The following is a 15,658-nucleotide window of genomic DNA, read 5'->3' as shown; positions in this document are numbered from 1 at the left end:
GCTCATCGGTCGTTCGACGTCTCATCGGTCGTTCGACTCTCGTCGGTCTTGGACTCGAGCGCTTCCAGGCGCTCGCGCAGTTCGCGGTTCTCGTCAAGGAGTGAGTCGCGCGCGGCCCGCGAGCTCAGTGCCGGATCGGTCTCCCACCAGTCGATTCCGGCCTTCTTCGCGGTATCCACGGATGCGACGAACAGGCGGAGCCGGATGGTCAGAAGTTCGATGTCGAGCAGGTCGATCTTGATGTCACCCGCGATGACGATGCCCTTGTCGAGGACACGTTCAAGGATGTCGGCGAGGTTGGAGTTCGGCGGCCCCGGAATGGGGTACGCCTGCTGCTCGAGTTCGAGTTCGGTCACCGTGACGCCTTCCGCCGAGGCCTCCGGCGCGCAGGAGCTTCCTCTTCCTCCTCGGGCTCCTCCTCCTCGTCATCGCCCTCTTCCTCGTCCTCTTCCTCGTCCTCTTCCTCGTCCTCGCCGTCCTCCTCTTCCGGTTCCTCTTCGTCCTCGTCGTACTCCTCGTCGTCCTCGTACTCCTCGCCCTCGCCCTCGTCCTCCGGCTCCTCGTCATCCTCGTACTCGGAGTCTTCGGGCTCCTCGCCCTCGGCTTCCTCCTTCTCCATGGCCTCTTCGTGAGACACGACGACTTCACCGTCGCGGATCTCACCGCGCCAACTCTCGGGCTCCTCGTCGGTGAGCGTGACGTACTTCTGGAAGAGTTTGAAGTCGAGTCGCATGCGGCGGCCCTGCACCCGCCACAGATTTCCCGTCTTCTCGAAGAATCCAGACGGGTAGTACTCCACCACCAGGACGATCCGGGTGAGGCTCGGCGCCAGTTCGTGGAAGCTGACACAGCCACGAGTGGACCCCTTGGCCCCCTCGGAGGTCCACACGATGCGGTCGTCCGGCACCTGCTCCTGGACGGTCGCTTTGAAGCTGCGGGAGGAGGGGCCGATCTTGACCTTCCAGTCGCTCGACATCTCCTCGTCCATCGAGACGCTCTGCACGCCCTTCGTGAAGCTGCTGAACTGGTCGTACTGCGTCCAGAAGTCGTAAGCGGTACGGAGGGGCACGCCTACGTCGAGCACTTCGATGATGTTCATGGACTTGCCTCCGCCGGGCTTGCTCTTGCCCTTTCCACCTCCGAACGCTTCCTTGGCCTTGTCCACGACCTTGTCCTTCGCACTCCCGGCCTTCTCCGAGACGAAGGCCTTCACCGGTGATTCGCCCTGCATGACGCGAGACGCGATCGATGGCAGCGCACCGCCGTTGTCGGCGATGTCGGTGAGCTGCCCTGTGAGCCCGGTCAGCTTGTCCCCGGCCTTCTGGGCGAGCTTCTCGGTCTGTGCCCCGACAAAGCCCGAGAGCTCCTCGCGAAGGCGGTCCATGCCCGAGCTCTCCGCGTCGGGTTCGTCCTTGTCCGTCCTGGCCATGACTGCCTACCTCCGCCGTCCGCCGCGCTGAGACGCGGCTCGCTTCGATGACGTCGTCTTCTTGGCTGAAGCGCTCTTCTTGGCCGTCGACTTCTTCGCCGGAGCCGACTTCTTGGCAGGCGCCTTCCGGGCTGCGGACTTCTTGGCCGGTGCGGACTTCTTGGCTGCTGCCTTTTTGGCCGGTGCCGCCTTCTTGGCCGGTGCCGCCTTCTTGGCCGGCGCTGCCTTCTTGGCAGCGGTCTTCTTCGCCGCGGGCTTCCTGGACGCGGCCTTCTCCGGGGTTTTCTTGGGGGCAGCCTTCTTCGCGGCGGGCTGCTTCTTCGCCGCTGCCTTCTTGCCTGCCCTGCCCCCGGGTGCCTCTCCGGAGGACTCGCCCCGGCGAGCGCTCGGCCGCGGCTCCTCGGGCTCTTCTTCCTCTTCCTGCTCCTCTTCCTCGTCTTCTGGCTCTTCCTCGTCTTCCGGCTCTTCCTCCTCTTCCGGCTCTTCCTCCTCTTCCGGCTCCTCCTCCTCGTACTCCTCCTCGTCCTCGAATTGCTCTTCCTCGTCCTCGGGCTCTTCCTCGTCGTACTCGCCCTCGTACTCCTCGTCCTCTTCTTCCTCGTCCCGTCGGCCGGACTCCCCCAGCCGCGCGGTCCGGTCGCTGATGACATCCGCGAGCGAGTTCATGCCCCGGTCCGCCGCAGCCGTCAGAGCCTTCCTGCCGGAATCGAGGACCTCACCCCTCAACTGGTCCTGCAATTCCGCGAACTGCGGCATCTCACCCAGCCTGCGCATGCCTTCGGCGGCGAGCTGGCGCGGTTCCAGGCCGAAGCGCCTGCCCGCGAGATAGGTCGCGACGGAGAGCGCCAGACGGCCCTTCTTCGTCCTTCCGAGTACGTATCCGCCCACCACAGCTGCTGCGAGCGTCACCTTCGTCTGATCTTCCATGGGTTGAGTCACCTTCGATGGTTCGGCGCGGGGCGGACTCGTCCGGCATGGAGCCGGTCGAGCAGCTCCTCCTCTTCACGTTCGAACTCCTCCAGGCTGACGTTGCCGTCCTCGAGCTCCTGGTTCAGTGCGGCGAGCTGAGACCGGATCACGCCGGGGTCGTGGAGCTCGCGGTCAGCGACATCGTTGACCTTCTCCGCGACCCAGGCGACGCCGCGGACCGGTGCGAGGGGCAGCAGGAGAAGGCCGGTGAACAGTCCCATCTCAACTCCCTGCGACCGATGGCCGGAGGTTGCGGGATGAGACGAAGCTGTAGCAGGGCAGCGGCCCCGCGACGCGGAGTTCGACGTGTGCGCGATGCGCGTCGGCGAACCGCTGTGCCGTAGCCCGGAAGGCGTCGCTCTCGCTACGGTCGACGAGGAACGACACGTTGAGTGCGCAGCCGTGGACCTCCGGCCCGGTGGCCACCGCACGGGCCATGGGCGTGAGCCTGTGCAGGACCTTCTTCCCCGCATCGGCTGCCCGGCGTGACAGAGCGGTGGCAACGGCCTCGCCGAGCCTGACGTTCGCCTCGTAGTCGGGGCGTCTGCGGACCGCCTCGCGCAACCGTCGTACGTTCTTCTCCTCCGCGACGACGGCCGCGAGCGCGTTCTGGGCGGGGAGTGCCTTGAGGTTGATCTCGACGCCTCCCTCCAGATGGCTCAGCGTGGCGAGGTGCTCCGCCTGCGATCCGGTCAGCTGGGCACGCACGGACTCCTCGTCCGGTGCGATCGCGCCGAACCGCATGGGCAGCACGGGACCTCTGTCCGAGAGACGGAGGAGCACTTCCTGGTGAGCCATCAGGTCCCTGCGTCTGGCGCGCAGTTGCGGTGGGGCGTTGCTCACGACCGCGGTGACACGTCCCTCACCCACCAGCCGCAGGGGGGCCGGAGGGCTGCCCACTCCGACCATGTCGGCCGGCAGCGCCCCGGCTTCCGGGACGAACGCGTAGACGTACACGCCGTTCTCGGTCACGGCTCAGGCCTCCGCACGTCGGCGTCGGCTCGACCCGTCGCGTGCGGGTGCCCGGCGCTTCCTCGGCCGTTCCTCCTGGCCGTCGTCCTCGTCGTCGTCGCCGCCCCCCACCGCCTTGCGCATGGTGTCACCGACGGACTCGGCCGCCTTGCGCACCTTGCGCTTGCCGACCGACTTGGCGACTCCTCCGCCGAGCAGTTCGGGGATGGTGGTGCTGCCCGAGTCGCGCTCCAGGTCGAGCCGGTTGCACGCCTCGGCGAACCGCAGGTAGGTGTCCACACTCGCGACGACGATGCGCGCGTCTATCTTGAGGATCTCGATGCCGACCAGCGACACCCGGATGAACACGTCGATGACCATGCCCCGGTCGAGGATGAGTTCCAGAACGTCGTAGAGCGTGCCGGCCCTCGGCGGGCACGGGGCGACTTCGTCGGCGTACATGGTCGTGGTCATGGGGCGTCCTTCCGGGTGAGGGGCGAAACGGGTCATTCGTCGGCGGAGCCACGCCGGTAGCGGCGGACTCTGCTGTACTCCATGAGTTCGCCCCGCTCGTCGATCTGCACCTCGTAGGAGGCCAGCAGGCTCGTGGTGTCCGGGATGCGGGGGACTTCGAGTACGTCGACGACGACGCACCATCCGTCGTCCTTCCGCCGTACGGACGACACTCCCTCCGCGGCGTGGCAGATCAGTCTTTCCAAGCTCTCGCAGGCAGCGCGGGCAGCGTGCTCGGGGCCGCGTCGGGACGAGGAGCGGGGGGCTGCGGTTTTCGCTGTCTGCCCGGAACGGGCGCGACGATTCTCTGCCATGGAACCCAGTCTCATCAGGATCGGTCACGGCGCATCTCGACGTCTGGCGGAACGCCGGCGGGCCACTCACCCTTTCGGCGTTCCGGCGGGACTCCTCGCACGGGACGCGTCAGAGTCGTAGCCATGAACGAGCGCCCTGGCCCCAGTGGGCCCGATGAAGAGCACGTACGGCCGTCCGGGACCGGTGACACGACCGTCGAGGCGCTCGGGGCGCTGACGGAGGCGCTGGAGAAGGTGGAGCGCGCCCGGGGGCAGCTCTACGGTTTCCATCAGCTCACGGGCGGTGCGGACCTGACGCTCGACCGGGCGGTCGAGCTGCTCCGAATGGGTGGGCACGCGGAGCAGGCGGACCTGGTGGAGCGGGAGATCCTGGGCCGCAACGTCGTCCCCGGCCGCTGGACCTTCCAACTGGTCGAGGCATACGACGACACGTACTACCGGCCGTTCGTCGCGGTCGAGAAGCAGGTGCGTCAGGAGCTCGTCGGAGGGCGGCGCCATGTGTACGAGGCGGAGATGAAGGAAGCCCGCCGCACGCACGGGCACCCCGACCACACCCAGAGGCCCTGAGGATGGATGCGGTAGACGCCCTGCGGCGCATCGCGTTCCTCCTGGAGCGGTCCCAGGCAGCCACGTACCGGGTCAAGGCCTTCCGCACGGCTGCGGACTCGGTCGGTGCCATGGACGCGTCGGAGGTCGCCGAGCGGGTTGCGCACGGTTCGCTGGAGAGGGTGCGCGGAATCGGCCCCAAGACCGCCAAGGTGATCTGTGAGGCGGCCGAGGGGGCGACGCCCGCCTATCTCGAAGCGCTGGAGGTGGAGGCGTCGGCACCGTTGGCCCGGGGTGGTGAGGCGCTGCTCGCGGCCCTCCGTGGTGACTGCCACATGCACTCCGACTGGTCCGACGGAGGGAGCCCGATCGAGGAGATGGGCCGGACTGCGATCGAGCTGGGCCACGAGTGGGCGGTGCTCACGGACCACTCCCCCAGGCTGACCGTGGCCAACGGTCTGTCGACCGAGCGCCTCCTCGACCAGTTGTCCGTCGTGGCGGAGCTGAACGAGCGGTGGGCGCCCTTCCGGCTGCTCACCGGGATCGAGTGCGACATTCTCGAGGACGGATCGCTCGACCAGGACCCTGGGGTACTGGAGCGACTCGACGTCGTGGTCGTCTCGGTCCACTCGAAACTGCGCATGGACGCGGCGGCGATGACCCGGCGGATGGTCGCCGCCGTACGCAATCCGCACGCGGACGTTCTGGGGCACTGCACAGGGCGGCTCCTGGGCGGGAAGAAGCGGCCGCAGTCGGAGTTCGACGCCGGCCGGGTGTTCGCGGCGTGTGCCGAGGCCGGGACCGCGGTGGAGATCAACTGCCGCCCGGAGCGGCTCGATCCGCCGCGCGATCTGCTCCGGCAAGCTGTCGCGTCGGGTGCTCTGCTCTCGATCGACACCGACGCGCATGCGCCGGGACAGTTGGACTGGCAGCTGTACGGGTGCGCGCGGGCGGAGGAGTGCGGGGTGCCCGTGGAGCGGGTCATCACCTCCTGGCCCGTGGAGCGGCTCCTGCACTGGACGAGGGAGAAGAGCCGCGGGTGGCGCGGGTGAGGACAGGCCGGTCGCGGCTGTCCGGCGTACAGTCGATCACGGTTGCCCGTGTGAATCCGGGGCATGTCGGGGCAGGAGGAAACCCATGTCACGTCACCGCACAGGCCCTTTCCTGCCGCGACCGCGCGGAGCGCTCTCCGCGGGGGTGATCACCTATCTGCGGGGCGACGGTGCCCTGCCCGATCCAGGTGCCGCCGGGAGTGCCGAGCCGTATGGCGACGATCTCCAGCTCGCCCTGTACGTGTGCTACGAGCTGCACTATCGCGGGTTCGCCGGTGTGAGCTCCGAATTGGAGTGGGACCCGCCTCTGCTCGCGGTACGCGCCGCAATGGAGAAACGTTTCCTCACGGCGCTGCGACACGATGCCACGGTGACTGCGAGCCTGGACGACATCCTGGACGGCCTGCTCCTGGAACCGGTCCGCGGATCCGGCGTCTCCTGGTTCCTCGAGGACCGGGGCGAACTGCGCCACCTGCGCGACTACGCCGTGCAGCGCTCGCTCTACCACCTCAAGGAGGCGGACCCGCACGCCTGGGTGCTGCCCCGGCTCGGTGGACGGGCCAAGGCGGGCATGGCGGCGATCGAGTACGACGAGTTCGGCGCCGGGCGCGCGGACCGCGTCCATGCTCAGCTGTTCGCCGGCCTCATGGCCGATCTGGGCCTCGACACCGCCTACGGGCGGTATCTGGACGAGGGCTCCGCGCCCATGCTGGCCCTCGTCAACCAGATGTCGCTGTTCGGCCTGCACCGCAGGCTGCGCGGAGCACTGGTGGGCCACTTCGCCGCCGTCGAGATCACTTCCTCCCCCGCTTCGCGTCGTCTCGCCCACGCCATGAAGCGCACCGGTGCGGGCCCCGCAGCGGAGTTCTTCTACACGGAGCACGTCGAGGCGGACGCGGTGCACGAGCAGGTGGTGCGCCGGGACGTGATCGGCGGACTCCTCGACGACGAGCCCGAACTGGCGGCCGACATCGCTTTCGGCATCGTCGCCACCTCGTACCTCGAGGAGCGGCTCGGAGAACGGCTGCTGGCGGCTTGGCAAACCTGAGCCCCGTACTGATCCGCAGAGCCCGCCCGGCAACGAATGGAGTGGCAGATGTCCGCAGACACGGCTGAAGACACCCGTAACACCCGGCTGATGACCCTCCCCGGTGTGTACGCGCCCCAGCACGACACCCGCCTGCTGATGGCCGCGCTGGACAAGGAGGCCATCGCCCCCGGCACCGAGGTGCTCGACGTCGGAACGGGCAGCGGCGCGCTCGCTCTGCGCGCCGCCCAGCTGGGTGCGCGGGTGACGGCCGTGGACATCGCACGGCGGGCCGTGATGACTGCGAGGCTCAACGCGCTGCTGCACCGCCGGCGGATCACCGTGCAGCGCAGTGATCTCCTCGCGTCTCTGCCAGGCCGGTCCTACGACCTGGTGATCTGCAACCCGCCCTACGTGCCGTCGCCCGTGGGCCGGCTGCCCGGGCACGGCGCCGCGCGGGCCTGGGAGGCCGGGTGCGACGGCCGCGCCATCCTCGACCGGGTCTGTGCGACTGCCCCGGCCGCGCTGCGCCCCGGGGGCCGGCTCCTCCTGGTGCACTCGGGGCTGTGCGACAGCGACGTGACCCTGCGGCACCTCTCGGACGCCGGACTGCGGGCCCAGGTCAGTGTCCGCGCGCTCGTGCCGCTCGGACCCGTGCTGCGTTCCAGACTGCGCTGGCTCCGGGACACGGGGCTGGTGGACGAAGGAGAGACAGCGGAGGAACTGGTGGTCATCCGTGCCGAACAAGCCTGAACGCCCTTGCCGGATCACCCTCGGCGACGAGGGGCCCCTGCTGGTCGAGGGGCCCGTAGAGATCACCTGCCCGGACGGCAGTGTGGCCGTCTCCGACCGGTTCGCCGTCGCCGTCTGCATGTGCCGACGCAGCCGGATGTACCCCTGGTGCGACACCAGCCACCGACGCCGTACGCGGCCGGGCGAGCACAACGGTGCGGCGGACTGACGCCCCGGCGGGCCGACGTGCTCATCCGCCGGCCCGCACCCGGATCTGCGTCGCCCCGCGCAGTCGACGGGACACCTCCCTCAGCCGGGGCCGGCGTTCGTGGGCCTCGGCCGAACGGCGGTCCAGCTCTTCGGCCAGGCGCTCCGTACGCTTGTCGATGTCGAGTTCGTCGAGGATGCGGTCGATCTCCGCGAGCAGGGCACCGTGCAGCTGCCACTGCCGCGGGTGTTCCTGGACGTCCTCCAGCAGCAGATCGGCCACGCGGTCGCGCGTCACGCGACTGCGGGCGAGCGAGTCGGCCAGGCGCTCCTCGGCCTCTTCGCCGCTCTCCGCCATCGGGGTGGTGATCATCGTCGCGAACCCTTCGACGGCGTCGGACATGTGCACGAACAGTTCCCCGAGATCCGTGGCCACGTCCGCGGGGAACAGCGTCTCCTCGGTACGCGCCTTGGCGAGGTCGGTCAGCGTCCGGGTCAGGACGCGCAGCACCACGGCACAGATCTCCAGGGTGTCGAGTCCGGTCCGCAGGACCACGCGGTGCAGGAGCCCCTGCCTGACGCGGGGGTTGAGCATCAGGCTCTCCTCGGCCCGGCGCAGTGACGCGTCGACCTCCACGATGTCGTGGTCCAGGCGGCGCGCTTCGTGGAGGCGCGCGGCGGCCTCCCGCACCGGATGGTTGCCGCCGATCTCCTCGCCCAGGGCCCGCAGCATTCTTCCCATCCGCTTCCCCAGGCCGCCGATGGAGGCGCCCGCCGATTCGACCCAGACGGGCGGTGCCAGCAGGAGGTTGAACAGCAGGCCGACGCCGGCGCCGATGAGCGTCTCCAGCACGCGTCCCCACGCGGTGGCGGCGACCTGCGAGACGCCGAGGACCAGCATCGCGCTGATGGCCACCTCGGGCACGAACTCGTTGACCCGTACCAGTCGTCCGATCAGCAGTGAGGTGAAGATGGTCAGCCCGAGGCTCCACCAGCTCAGGCCCACCAGCGAGCTGAAACCGCTGGCGATCAGAACCCCGACGACCACGGCGTTCACGCGCCTGATCCCCGTCGTGAGCGTCGCGTAGAGCGTCACCTGGACCACGAGGAGGGCGGTGAGTGGCGCGGTGAGAGGGGCGGGATGCGGGGCGGGCAGAACCGTCTGGGCCACCGCGAAGGCGATGACCGCGGCAGCCGTCGACCGCAGTGTCTGGGCCGCGGCGGGCTCGGTGGTGCGCTGGACGAGTTTGACGACGGGCTCGGGCGCGGAGACTGCAGGCATTCCTTGACGGTGCCCCGTTAGGGAGTCCCGCAGCGCTTCGGTGACCGGTCCGACTCCGTACGGACGTACGCCGCACCGCCATCGGTACCGGCCTCGCGGTCCCGGCCGCTCGGGAGGAAGGTGGATACATGGCTATCTCACTCACGCCCCCGGGGGAAACGCCTCCTGCCGAGGGCTGCATAAGCGAAGCACACGTCGAGCGCGCCGACGGAGGGATCTGGGAGCACCCAGTCGTCTGGGCCAGCGTGGTGATGCTGGGCTCGGTCGTCGTCGCCGGGTACTTCATCGCCCGCATCTTCGGATTCACGTGACGGCGAGCGGGACTCTGGACGCGCTGCTCGAGCGACACGGCACCACGTTTGCCGCGGAGGCGGGTATCCGGCTGCGGGACACCCCTCAGCCCTTGTACCAGCTGCTGGTCCTGAGCCATCTGCTGAGCGCGCGGATCCGTGCGCAGATCGCGGTGGGCGCGGCGCGGGCGTTGTTCGCCCACCGGTTGCGCACGCCGCGCCGCATGGCCGACGCAAGCTGGCAGGAGCGGGTCGACGCGCTGGGCGACGGAGGTTACCGCCGGTACGACGAACGGACGGCCACCCAGCTGGGGGACGGTGCCCTGCTTCTCCTCGACGCGTACGGCGGAGACCTCCGGCGGCTGCGCGAGGAGGCGGACGGGAAGACGGACGCGCTGCGCTCGGGGCTCCGGCGCTTTCCGGGCATCGGGCCTGCGGGCGCCGACATCTTCCTGCGCGAGGTGCAGACGGTGTGGCCCGGTATCGCGCCCTACCTCGACGCGAAAGCCCTGCAGGGCGCGGAGCGGCTCGGCCTTCCCACCACGCCCGAGCGGCTCGTGCTGCTGGCGGAGGGCCGGGATCCCGCCGTGGTCGCCGCGGCACTGGTGCGGGGCGCGCTCGGCAAGGACTGAGCCGCTCAGTTCGTCGGCCGCCGCTTGCCCGGCTTCCTGGATCGGTTCTCCACGAGAGCGCGCCGGATCTGCGCGGCGGCCGCGCGAGCGTGGTCCGAGGTCGCCGTCCGGTCGGCCACCGACGTGACGAAACGGTGGGTGGGGCGCAGGCACTGACCGCACGGCGTGTCGGTGGCGAGCAGGTAGCCGTCCTCGCACTGGGGGTTCGCACAGTGGCCGGGGCTGACCAGCGCCTCGGCGATCTCCTGCGGTGCCCAGCGGCGCCGTCCGTCCTCGTCCTTCTCGTGGAGGGCGTGGGACCAGCGGACGTTCCACCGGCGTTCGAGCCGTTCCAGGAGCTGGTCCGGGGTGCGCCGGGCGAGCTCCCGGTGGATCAGGTCGTGCACGGTACGGGGGTGCCGGTGACCGAGCGCCTGGACCAGCGGTTGCGGGAGTGCCTGAAGGATGTAGTTGACCGGGTCGCCCCCCGCGCGCTCGCGCCACTTACGGCAGCCGCAGGGTCCCTCGGCCGGCAAAGCCCGCTGACATCGGCCGCACTGCCCCCGGCATTCCGCGCAGAGCCCGTCGTCGAGCCCGTCCACGTGGGGCGCGGGTGCCCTGCCGCAGTCGCGGCAGCAGGCTGCGCACGGACCGCAGAGGCGCTCGTCGCCGAGCTTCGTCGTCCACTGCCGCTGCTGGCAGCGGCAGCACAGGGCGTTGTTGCAGTACTCGTGGTGGGCTGCGCCCGAGTGCCGTCCGGGGGGCGGGAAGGACATTGGTGCGTTCTCCAGGTGCGTGGCCAGGGGCTGTCGGGCCCCGAGCCATGTCACGAGGCACGCGCGGGGGCCTGGGACGACGGTATCGCCCCGGTCGGCCCCGCGCGGCGCTGTGCGACGATCGGACCTGCATTGTCCCGCACCCGGACGGTGCGTGCGGAATCAGGGCCTCAGGCCGCTGACCACGTTCGCCGTGGCGGTGATCCCCTCGTGGATGGTGGGAGCCATGCTCGTACCCGCGAGAAAGAAGCCCAGCAGGGCGCAGACGATCGCGTGCGAGATCTTGAGCCCGCCGTTGCGCAGGAAGATCACTGCGAGGATCAGCAGAAGCAGCACCACTGAGATCGAAATGGCCATGGCCAACCTCCTCCGCCGCGCCGGAATTGCGGCATTCGGCCGCCAGTGTGGCGCAGCGGAGGGACCGTTCGGCGCACTGGCGTGTCCGCCGAACGGGTGTTGACCGACGGTGACCGGACGCAGCGACCGGCGCGCCGGTCAGCCGCTTCCGCGGTTGCCGGGCTCGCGTCGCCGCAGGAAGGTCTCGAGTCCTGCCAGATCGTCGGTGTTGAGGTGGTCGACGTCAGCGGCGACGAGTTCGGTCCACAGCGCGTCACGTTCCGGGCCGGCGGTGTCGGGGGTCCCCCAGAAGCGGACCCGTTGTCCACGGGCGTGGGCGGCGGAGACGAGCGTGCGCAGCCTGTCCCGTTCGGCGCCGGGGAAGGGGCCGGCACCCCGCCAGCTGAAGCTCGTGGACCAGTTGCCGCTGATGAGCGGGATGAAGGAGGCCGGTGCCGGGGTGCCGAGGTCTTCCGGCCGCCCGTCGTAGAAGGCGTACCGGGTGGTCTGCGCCTCCATCGGGGCGCGGGCGGCGCGGTCTCCCGAGATGACGGGGGTGACCGCGCCGGTACGGACCCGTCCGTGGACGGAGCGGGTCAGCATCGGGCGGTAGCGACGGAGCACCCGGTCGAGAGCGAGGTAGGCGGCGCCGTCCGTCTTGATGTCGATCAGCAGTTGCAGCGGGCCGTGGTGTCCGGCGTGGACGGAGCCGTGGTGGGAGCGGACCCGGTCCAGCAGGGGGTCCAGGTAGAGCGAGACGAGGGTGCGTGTGGGGTCGAGGCTCTCGGGCTCATGGGCGACGAGCAGTTCACCGTCGACGAGGAAGACGTCCGCCTCGACGCTGGTGAATCCGTGCGCGAGCGCGTCGTGCAGAGGGCGCGGGTGCAGGTAGTCGTTGTGCGCGTGTGCCCTGGCCAACGGGCGGGGACCGCGGGGGCGGGCGGGCGCGGCTTCGGCTTCCTGCGCGGGAATGAGCGCGCCCGCGGCGGCGGTGGTGAGGACTCTGCGACGGGTCAGGTGTGCCATGGGGTCTCCCTGAGGCGGTCGTAGGGGTGGAGCGGGCGGGGGAACGCGACGAGTATGGAGGCACCGGCCGCCAAAAAGTCAGGTACCTGCCAAAAGTTGGAACGGCCGTCGTCCCCGCGCCGACCACGCTGCGCCTGCTGTTTCCCTCTGCTGCGCTCCGGCCACCCGCCGAGCACGGCTGGGCGGGGGCACGTCAGTACGCGTGCCCCCGCCCACTGCCCGGCTCAGGGAGCTGGAAGCTCCACCAGCCCGGCCACGGACTCGCGGTGCCGTCCCGCGGTGCCGTACGCGATCGAGTCGGCCTTGGCCCGCTTCAGATAGAGGTGTGCGGGGTGTTCCCAGGTCATGCCGATGCCGCCGTGCAACTGGACGCACTCCTCCGCCGCGTGCACGGCGACCCCGGAGCAGTAGGCCTGCGCCACGGCCACCGCGAGCGGGGCGTCCGGGCTTCCGGCCGCGAGCGCGTCCGCGGCGTTGCGGGCGGCGGCTCGCGCGGAGACGACCTCCAGCCAGAGCTGGGCCATGCGGTGCTTGAGCGACTGGAACGAGCCGACGGGCCTGTTGAACTGGTGGCGTTCGCGGGTGTGCCGGACCGTCTCGGTCAGGCACCACTCGGCCAGTCCGAGCTGCTCGGACGCGAGCAGACCGGCACCGGCGAGAAGCCCGGCACCCACGGCCGCGGCCGAGGGCCCCGCCTCCGCGAGCAGGGTGCCGGAGGCCCCGTCCAGGGTGACGGTGGCGAGCGGGCGGGTCAGATCGAGCGGGACGTGGGGCTGGACGGTGACACCGTCCCCGCGGGCCTCCACCGCGTACAGCCCTTGCGCTGTGGGCACCAGCAGCACGTCGGCCGCCGCCGCCTCCGCGACACCGGTCACGGTCCGCCCCAGGGTCCCGGTCATCGCCGTGGTTCCGTCGGCGGGGGCTGTGGCGAAGGGCAGGACGAGTACGGCCACCTTGCGCCCCGCCGCCAGTTCGCCGAGGAGTTCGACGGTCGGCCCGTCGTCGGCTCCCAGCGCGAGGAGCATCTCGGTCGCGACGACGGCACTGGTCAGGTAGGGCGCCGGGGCGACGCTGCGCCCCAACTCCTCCAGGACCACGGCGGCTTCCCGGTGAGTGGCGCCCTGACCGCCGAACTTCTCGGGGACCAGCAGCCCGGCAGCTCCGATCCCCGAGGCGAGGGATTCCCACAGCCGCAGGTCGTACGGCGTGTCGGACTCGATCCCGGCGATCACCGTCGGCGCGTCGGCCCGGTCGGCGAGCAGGGAGCGCACGGCGGACCGCAGGTCCTCCTCGGCTTCCGAGTAGAGCAGGTCGGGTGCCTGGGCGGGTTCGGTCAGTGCGGTCATCGGGCGAGGTCCTTCCAGGCGACGTCCTTGTCGTTGCGCGGCTCCACGGGCAGACCGAGGACGCGCTCGGCGACGATGTTGAGCAGGATCTCGCTCGTACCGCCCTCGATGGAATTGCCCTTGGACCGCAGATACCGGTAGCCGGCGTCGCGTCCCGTGAAGTCGACCAGTTCCGGGCGGCACATGGTCCAGTCGCCGTACAACAGCCCCTCGTCACCGAGGAGTTCCACCTCGAGACCGCTGATCTCCTGGTTGAGGCGGGCGAACGCGAGCTTCATGCCGGAACCCTCGGGGCCCGGTTGTCCGGCGACGAGTTGCTGACGCAGCCGCTCACCCGTGAGCCGGGCGACCTCGGCCTCGACCCACAGCGTGAGGAGCCGCTGGTGAAGGTCGTGAGTGCGCAGGCCGGGCCTTTCGCGCCAGGTCTTCGCGACGGTTCCGATCATCCCGCCCTCACGCGGGATGCGGGCCCCTCCGATGGAGACGCGCTCGTTCATCAGGGTGGTCTGGGCGACCTTCCAGCCGTCGCCCACCGGACCGAGGCGCCTGCTGTCCGGGATGCGTACGCCGGTGAGGAAGACCTCGTTGAACTCGGCCTCGCCGGTGATCTGGCGCAGCGGCCGCACCTCGACGCCGGGGTCGGTCATGTCGCAGATGAAGTAGCTGATCCCCCGGTGCTTGGGGACGTCGGGGTCGGTGCGGGCGATCAGGATGGCCCAGCGCGCCACGTGGGCGCTGGACGTCCAGACCTTCTGTCCGTCGACCACCCAGTCGCCCCCGTCGTCCCTGACCGCGCGCGTACCGAGCGCGGCGAGGTCGGATCCGGCTCCGGGCTCGCTGAAGAGCTGGCACCACACCTCCTCCCCCACCCACAGCGGGCGCAGGAAGCGCTGCTTCTGCTCGTCGGTCCCGAATCCGAGGATGGTCGGCGCGGCCATGCCCAGACCGATGCCGATGCGGCGCGGATCGTTGTCGGGAGCTCCGGCGGCGGCCAGTTCGGCGTCGACCACCGGCTGGAGCGAGCGAGGAGCGTCGAGTCCACCGAGCCCGACGGGGTAGTGCACCCACGCGAGCCCGGCGTCGAAGCGCGCCTCGAGGAAGTCGGTGCGGCCGGTGGTGGCCGGGGGGTGGGCGGCCAGCAGTTCCTGAGTGAGACCGCGGATCTGCGCCGCGTCGAGGGATGCACTCATCGGGCGTCTCCTGACGGCAGGACGACGATGCGTCCGGTGCTGGTGCCGTCAGCGACCCGCTGCACGGCTCGTGCCGCTTCCGCCATGGGGACTCGTTCGCTGATCAGCGGGTTGACGACGCCCTGCGCCGCGAGCTTGGTGAGCTCGTCGTGACAGGCGCGGACGGCTGCGGGGTCCTTGGAGTTGTACAGGCCCCAGTGGAGTCCGACGATCGAGTAGTTCTTCACCAGGGCGTGGTTCAGGCCGGGCGTGGGGATGGCGCCGCTCGCGAAGCCGACGACGACGACACGTCCCTCGAAGGCGATGCACTTGACGGACTTGGCATAGGCGTCGCCGCCGACCGGGTCGTAGACGACGTCCGCGCCGCGTCCGGCCGTGGCCTCCTTGACCGCCGCGACGATGTCCTCGCTCCGGCGGTCGATGACGAGGTCGCAGCCCAGTTCGCGGGCGACGGCGGCCTTCTCGGGTCCGCCGACGACCCCGATGACGGTGGCGCCGGCGGCTTTGCCCAGCTGGACGGCGGCACTGCCGACGCCGCCCGCCGCCGCGTGCACCAGCAGCGTCTCACCGGCCTGCAGGTGTGCCCGCCGGTGCAGACCGAACCAGCCGGTCTGGTAGCCGATGTGCAGTGCGGCCGCCTCGGCGTCGTCGAGGGCGTCGGGGGCCGGCAGCAGGGCCGCCTCGTCCGCGACGACGTACTCGGCGAAGCCGCCCTCCGGGAGGGCGGGGGTGGCAAGCACCCGGCGCCCGTCCTCCGTCTCGCCGCAGATCTCCACACCGGGGGTGAAAGGCAGCGGGGGCCTCACCTGGTACTGGCCGCGGCAGAGCAGCGCATCGGGAAAGTTGATGTTCGCCGCGCGCACCTTGAGCAGTACCTGCCCGTCCCCGGGGGTCGGGCGGTCCGTCTCCTCGAGCTCCATCACCTCGCTCGGCTCGCCGTTCCGGTGCACTCGCCATGCCTGCATGAGGGGCCTCCACAACACTGTCGGCATTACCACTGCTCCGGGGCATACTAAGCGGTCGCTTGCCCCTGTGGGAACACCTGGCACGCGTCGGCCCGG

The 15,658-nt window shown here is 70.3% G+C and carries 21 protein-coding genes; 7 read left to right on the top strand and 14 right to left on the bottom strand.

Features of this window, described 5'->3' with window-relative positions; genetic code table 11:
• Positions 1-2 precede the first annotated feature (2 nt).
• Genes ABZ441_RS23000 through ABZ441_RS22970 form a run of 7 tightly spaced genes read right to left on the bottom strand, consistent with a single transcriptional unit; the run spans position 3 to position 4,176 of the window.
• Complete coding sequence (locus ABZ441_RS23000; protein WP_358977303.1) at positions 3-356, bottom strand: gas vesicle protein; 354 nt, start codon at positions 354-356, stop codon at positions 3-5.
• The gene (locus tag ABZ441_RS22995; protein WP_358977301.1) at positions 353-1,429 is read right to left on the bottom strand and encodes an SRPBCC family protein; all 1,077 of its coding nucleotides are present in this window, start codon (positions 1,427-1,429) and stop codon (positions 353-355) included. Before ABZ441_RS22995 ends, ABZ441_RS23000 begins: the two co-directional genes overlap by 4 nt.
• Positions 1,430-1,435: 6 nt before the next feature.
• Positions 1,436-2,356 (bottom strand): histone protein, encoded by a 921-nt coding sequence (locus ABZ441_RS22990; protein WP_358977299.1) that lies wholly within the window; start codon positions 2,354-2,356, stop codon positions 1,436-1,438.
• Between the two features lie 8 nt (positions 2,357-2,364).
• Positions 2,365-2,619 carry a gas vesicle protein GvpG gene (locus ABZ441_RS22985; protein ID WP_358977297.1) on the bottom strand — a complete coding sequence of 85 codons (255 nt, stop codon included), beginning with the start codon at positions 2,617-2,619 and terminating at the stop codon, positions 2,365-2,367.
• 1 nt (position 2,620) lies between these two features.
• Positions 2,621-3,370: a GvpL/GvpF family gas vesicle protein gene (locus tag ABZ441_RS22980; protein WP_358977295.1), complete on the bottom strand. Its 750-nt coding sequence runs from the start codon at positions 3,368-3,370 to the stop codon at positions 2,621-2,623.
• Between the two features lie 3 nt (positions 3,371-3,373).
• Positions 3,374-3,823, bottom strand: coding sequence for a gas vesicle protein GvpJ (gvpJ, locus tag ABZ441_RS22975; protein ID WP_358977293.1), 450 nt, complete (start codon positions 3,821-3,823; stop codon positions 3,374-3,376).
• Positions 3,824-3,855: 32 nt separating this feature from the next.
• Positions 3,856-4,176: a gas vesicle protein gene (locus tag ABZ441_RS22970; RefSeq protein ID WP_358977291.1), complete on the bottom strand. Its 321-nt coding sequence runs from the start codon at positions 4,174-4,176 to the stop codon at positions 3,856-3,858.
• 123 nt (positions 4,177-4,299) lie between these two features.
• Here ABZ441_RS22970 and ABZ441_RS22965 point away from each other — a divergent pair, with 123 nt between their 5' ends.
• From ABZ441_RS22965 to ABZ441_RS22945, 5 genes are all read left to right on the top strand, one after another.
• The gene (locus tag ABZ441_RS22965) at positions 4,300-4,743 is read left to right on the top strand and encodes a hypothetical protein (protein WP_358977289.1); all 444 of its coding nucleotides are present in this window, start codon (positions 4,300-4,302) and stop codon (positions 4,741-4,743) included.
• Between the two features lie 2 nt (positions 4,744-4,745).
• Positions 4,746-5,774, top strand: a complete 1,029-nt coding sequence (locus tag ABZ441_RS22960; RefSeq protein ID WP_358977286.1) for a PHP domain-containing protein — start codon at positions 4,746-4,748, stop codon at positions 5,772-5,774.
• A gap of 85 nt (positions 5,775-5,859) precedes the next feature.
• Positions 5,860-6,822 carry an iron-containing redox enzyme family protein gene (locus ABZ441_RS22955; RefSeq protein ID WP_358977284.1) on the top strand — a complete coding sequence of 321 codons (963 nt, stop codon included), beginning with the start codon at positions 5,860-5,862 and terminating at the stop codon, positions 6,820-6,822.
• Between the two features lie 48 nt (positions 6,823-6,870).
• Positions 6,871-7,554, top strand: a complete 684-nt coding sequence (locus tag ABZ441_RS22950) for a HemK2/MTQ2 family protein methyltransferase (protein ID WP_358977282.1) — start codon at positions 6,871-6,873, stop codon at positions 7,552-7,554.
• Positions 7,538-7,762, top strand: a complete 225-nt coding sequence (locus tag ABZ441_RS22945) for a CDGSH iron-sulfur domain-containing protein (RefSeq protein ID WP_358977280.1) — start codon at positions 7,538-7,540, stop codon at positions 7,760-7,762. Before ABZ441_RS22950 ends, ABZ441_RS22945 begins: the two co-directional genes overlap by 17 nt.
• Before the next feature lie 21 nt (positions 7,763-7,783).
• Here ABZ441_RS22945 and ABZ441_RS22940 read toward each other — a convergent pair whose 3' ends face one another.
• The gene (locus ABZ441_RS22940; RefSeq protein ID WP_358977278.1) at positions 7,784-9,022 is read right to left on the bottom strand and encodes an aromatic acid exporter family protein; all 1,239 of its coding nucleotides are present in this window, start codon (positions 9,020-9,022) and stop codon (positions 7,784-7,786) included.
• Between the two features lie 128 nt (positions 9,023-9,150).
• Here ABZ441_RS22940 and ABZ441_RS22935 point away from each other — a divergent pair, with 128 nt between their 5' ends.
• On the top strand, positions 9,151-9,333 hold the full coding sequence (locus tag ABZ441_RS22935; RefSeq protein ID WP_358977276.1) for a DUF6480 family protein: 183 nt from the start codon (positions 9,151-9,153) through the stop codon (positions 9,331-9,333).
• On the top strand, positions 9,330-9,944 hold the full coding sequence (locus ABZ441_RS22930) for an endonuclease (protein WP_358977274.1): 615 nt from the start codon (positions 9,330-9,332) through the stop codon (positions 9,942-9,944). Before ABZ441_RS22935 ends, ABZ441_RS22930 begins: the two co-directional genes overlap by 4 nt.
• A 5-nt stretch (positions 9,945-9,949) precedes the next feature.
• Here ABZ441_RS22930 and ABZ441_RS22925 read toward each other — a convergent pair whose 3' ends face one another.
• From ABZ441_RS22925 to ABZ441_RS22900, 6 genes are all read right to left on the bottom strand, one after another.
• A complete protein-coding gene (locus ABZ441_RS22925) occupies positions 9,950-10,699 on the bottom strand; it encodes a hypothetical protein (RefSeq protein ID WP_358977272.1) in 750 nt (249 codons plus the stop codon).
• Positions 10,700-10,861: 162 nt separating this feature from the next.
• Positions 10,862-11,056: a hypothetical protein gene (locus tag ABZ441_RS22920; RefSeq protein WP_099177066.1), complete on the bottom strand. Its 195-nt coding sequence runs from the start codon at positions 11,054-11,056 to the stop codon at positions 10,862-10,864.
• Between the two features lie 138 nt (positions 11,057-11,194).
• Positions 11,195-12,061 carry a phosphatidylinositol-specific phospholipase C/glycerophosphodiester phosphodiesterase family protein gene (locus ABZ441_RS22915; protein ID WP_358977269.1) on the bottom strand — a complete coding sequence of 289 codons (867 nt, stop codon included), beginning with the start codon at positions 12,059-12,061 and terminating at the stop codon, positions 11,195-11,197.
• Between the two features lie 224 nt (positions 12,062-12,285).
• A complete protein-coding gene (locus ABZ441_RS22910) occupies positions 12,286-13,407 on the bottom strand; it encodes an acyl-CoA dehydrogenase family protein (protein ID WP_358977267.1) in 1,122 nt (373 codons plus the stop codon).
• The gene (locus ABZ441_RS22905; RefSeq protein ID WP_358977265.1) at positions 13,404-14,597 is read right to left on the bottom strand and encodes an acyl-CoA dehydrogenase family protein; all 1,194 of its coding nucleotides are present in this window, start codon (positions 14,595-14,597) and stop codon (positions 13,404-13,406) included. Before ABZ441_RS22905 ends, ABZ441_RS22910 begins: the two co-directional genes overlap by 4 nt.
• On the bottom strand, positions 14,594-15,562 hold the full coding sequence (locus ABZ441_RS22900) for an NADPH:quinone oxidoreductase family protein (RefSeq protein ID WP_358977263.1): 969 nt from the start codon (positions 15,560-15,562) through the stop codon (positions 14,594-14,596). The genes ABZ441_RS22905 and ABZ441_RS22900 overlap by 4 nt, the downstream gene beginning before the upstream one ends.
• Positions 15,563-15,658 lie beyond the last annotated feature (96 nt).

The sequence above is a fragment of the Streptomyces sp. NPDC005752 genome (genome assembly GCF_040630715.1).
Taxonomy (GTDB): domain Bacteria; phylum Actinomycetota; class Actinomycetes; order Streptomycetales; family Streptomycetaceae; genus Streptomyces.
The sequence above is the reverse complement of the archived record's forward strand: the minus strand, read 5'-3'. Positions and strand labels throughout refer to the sequence as shown.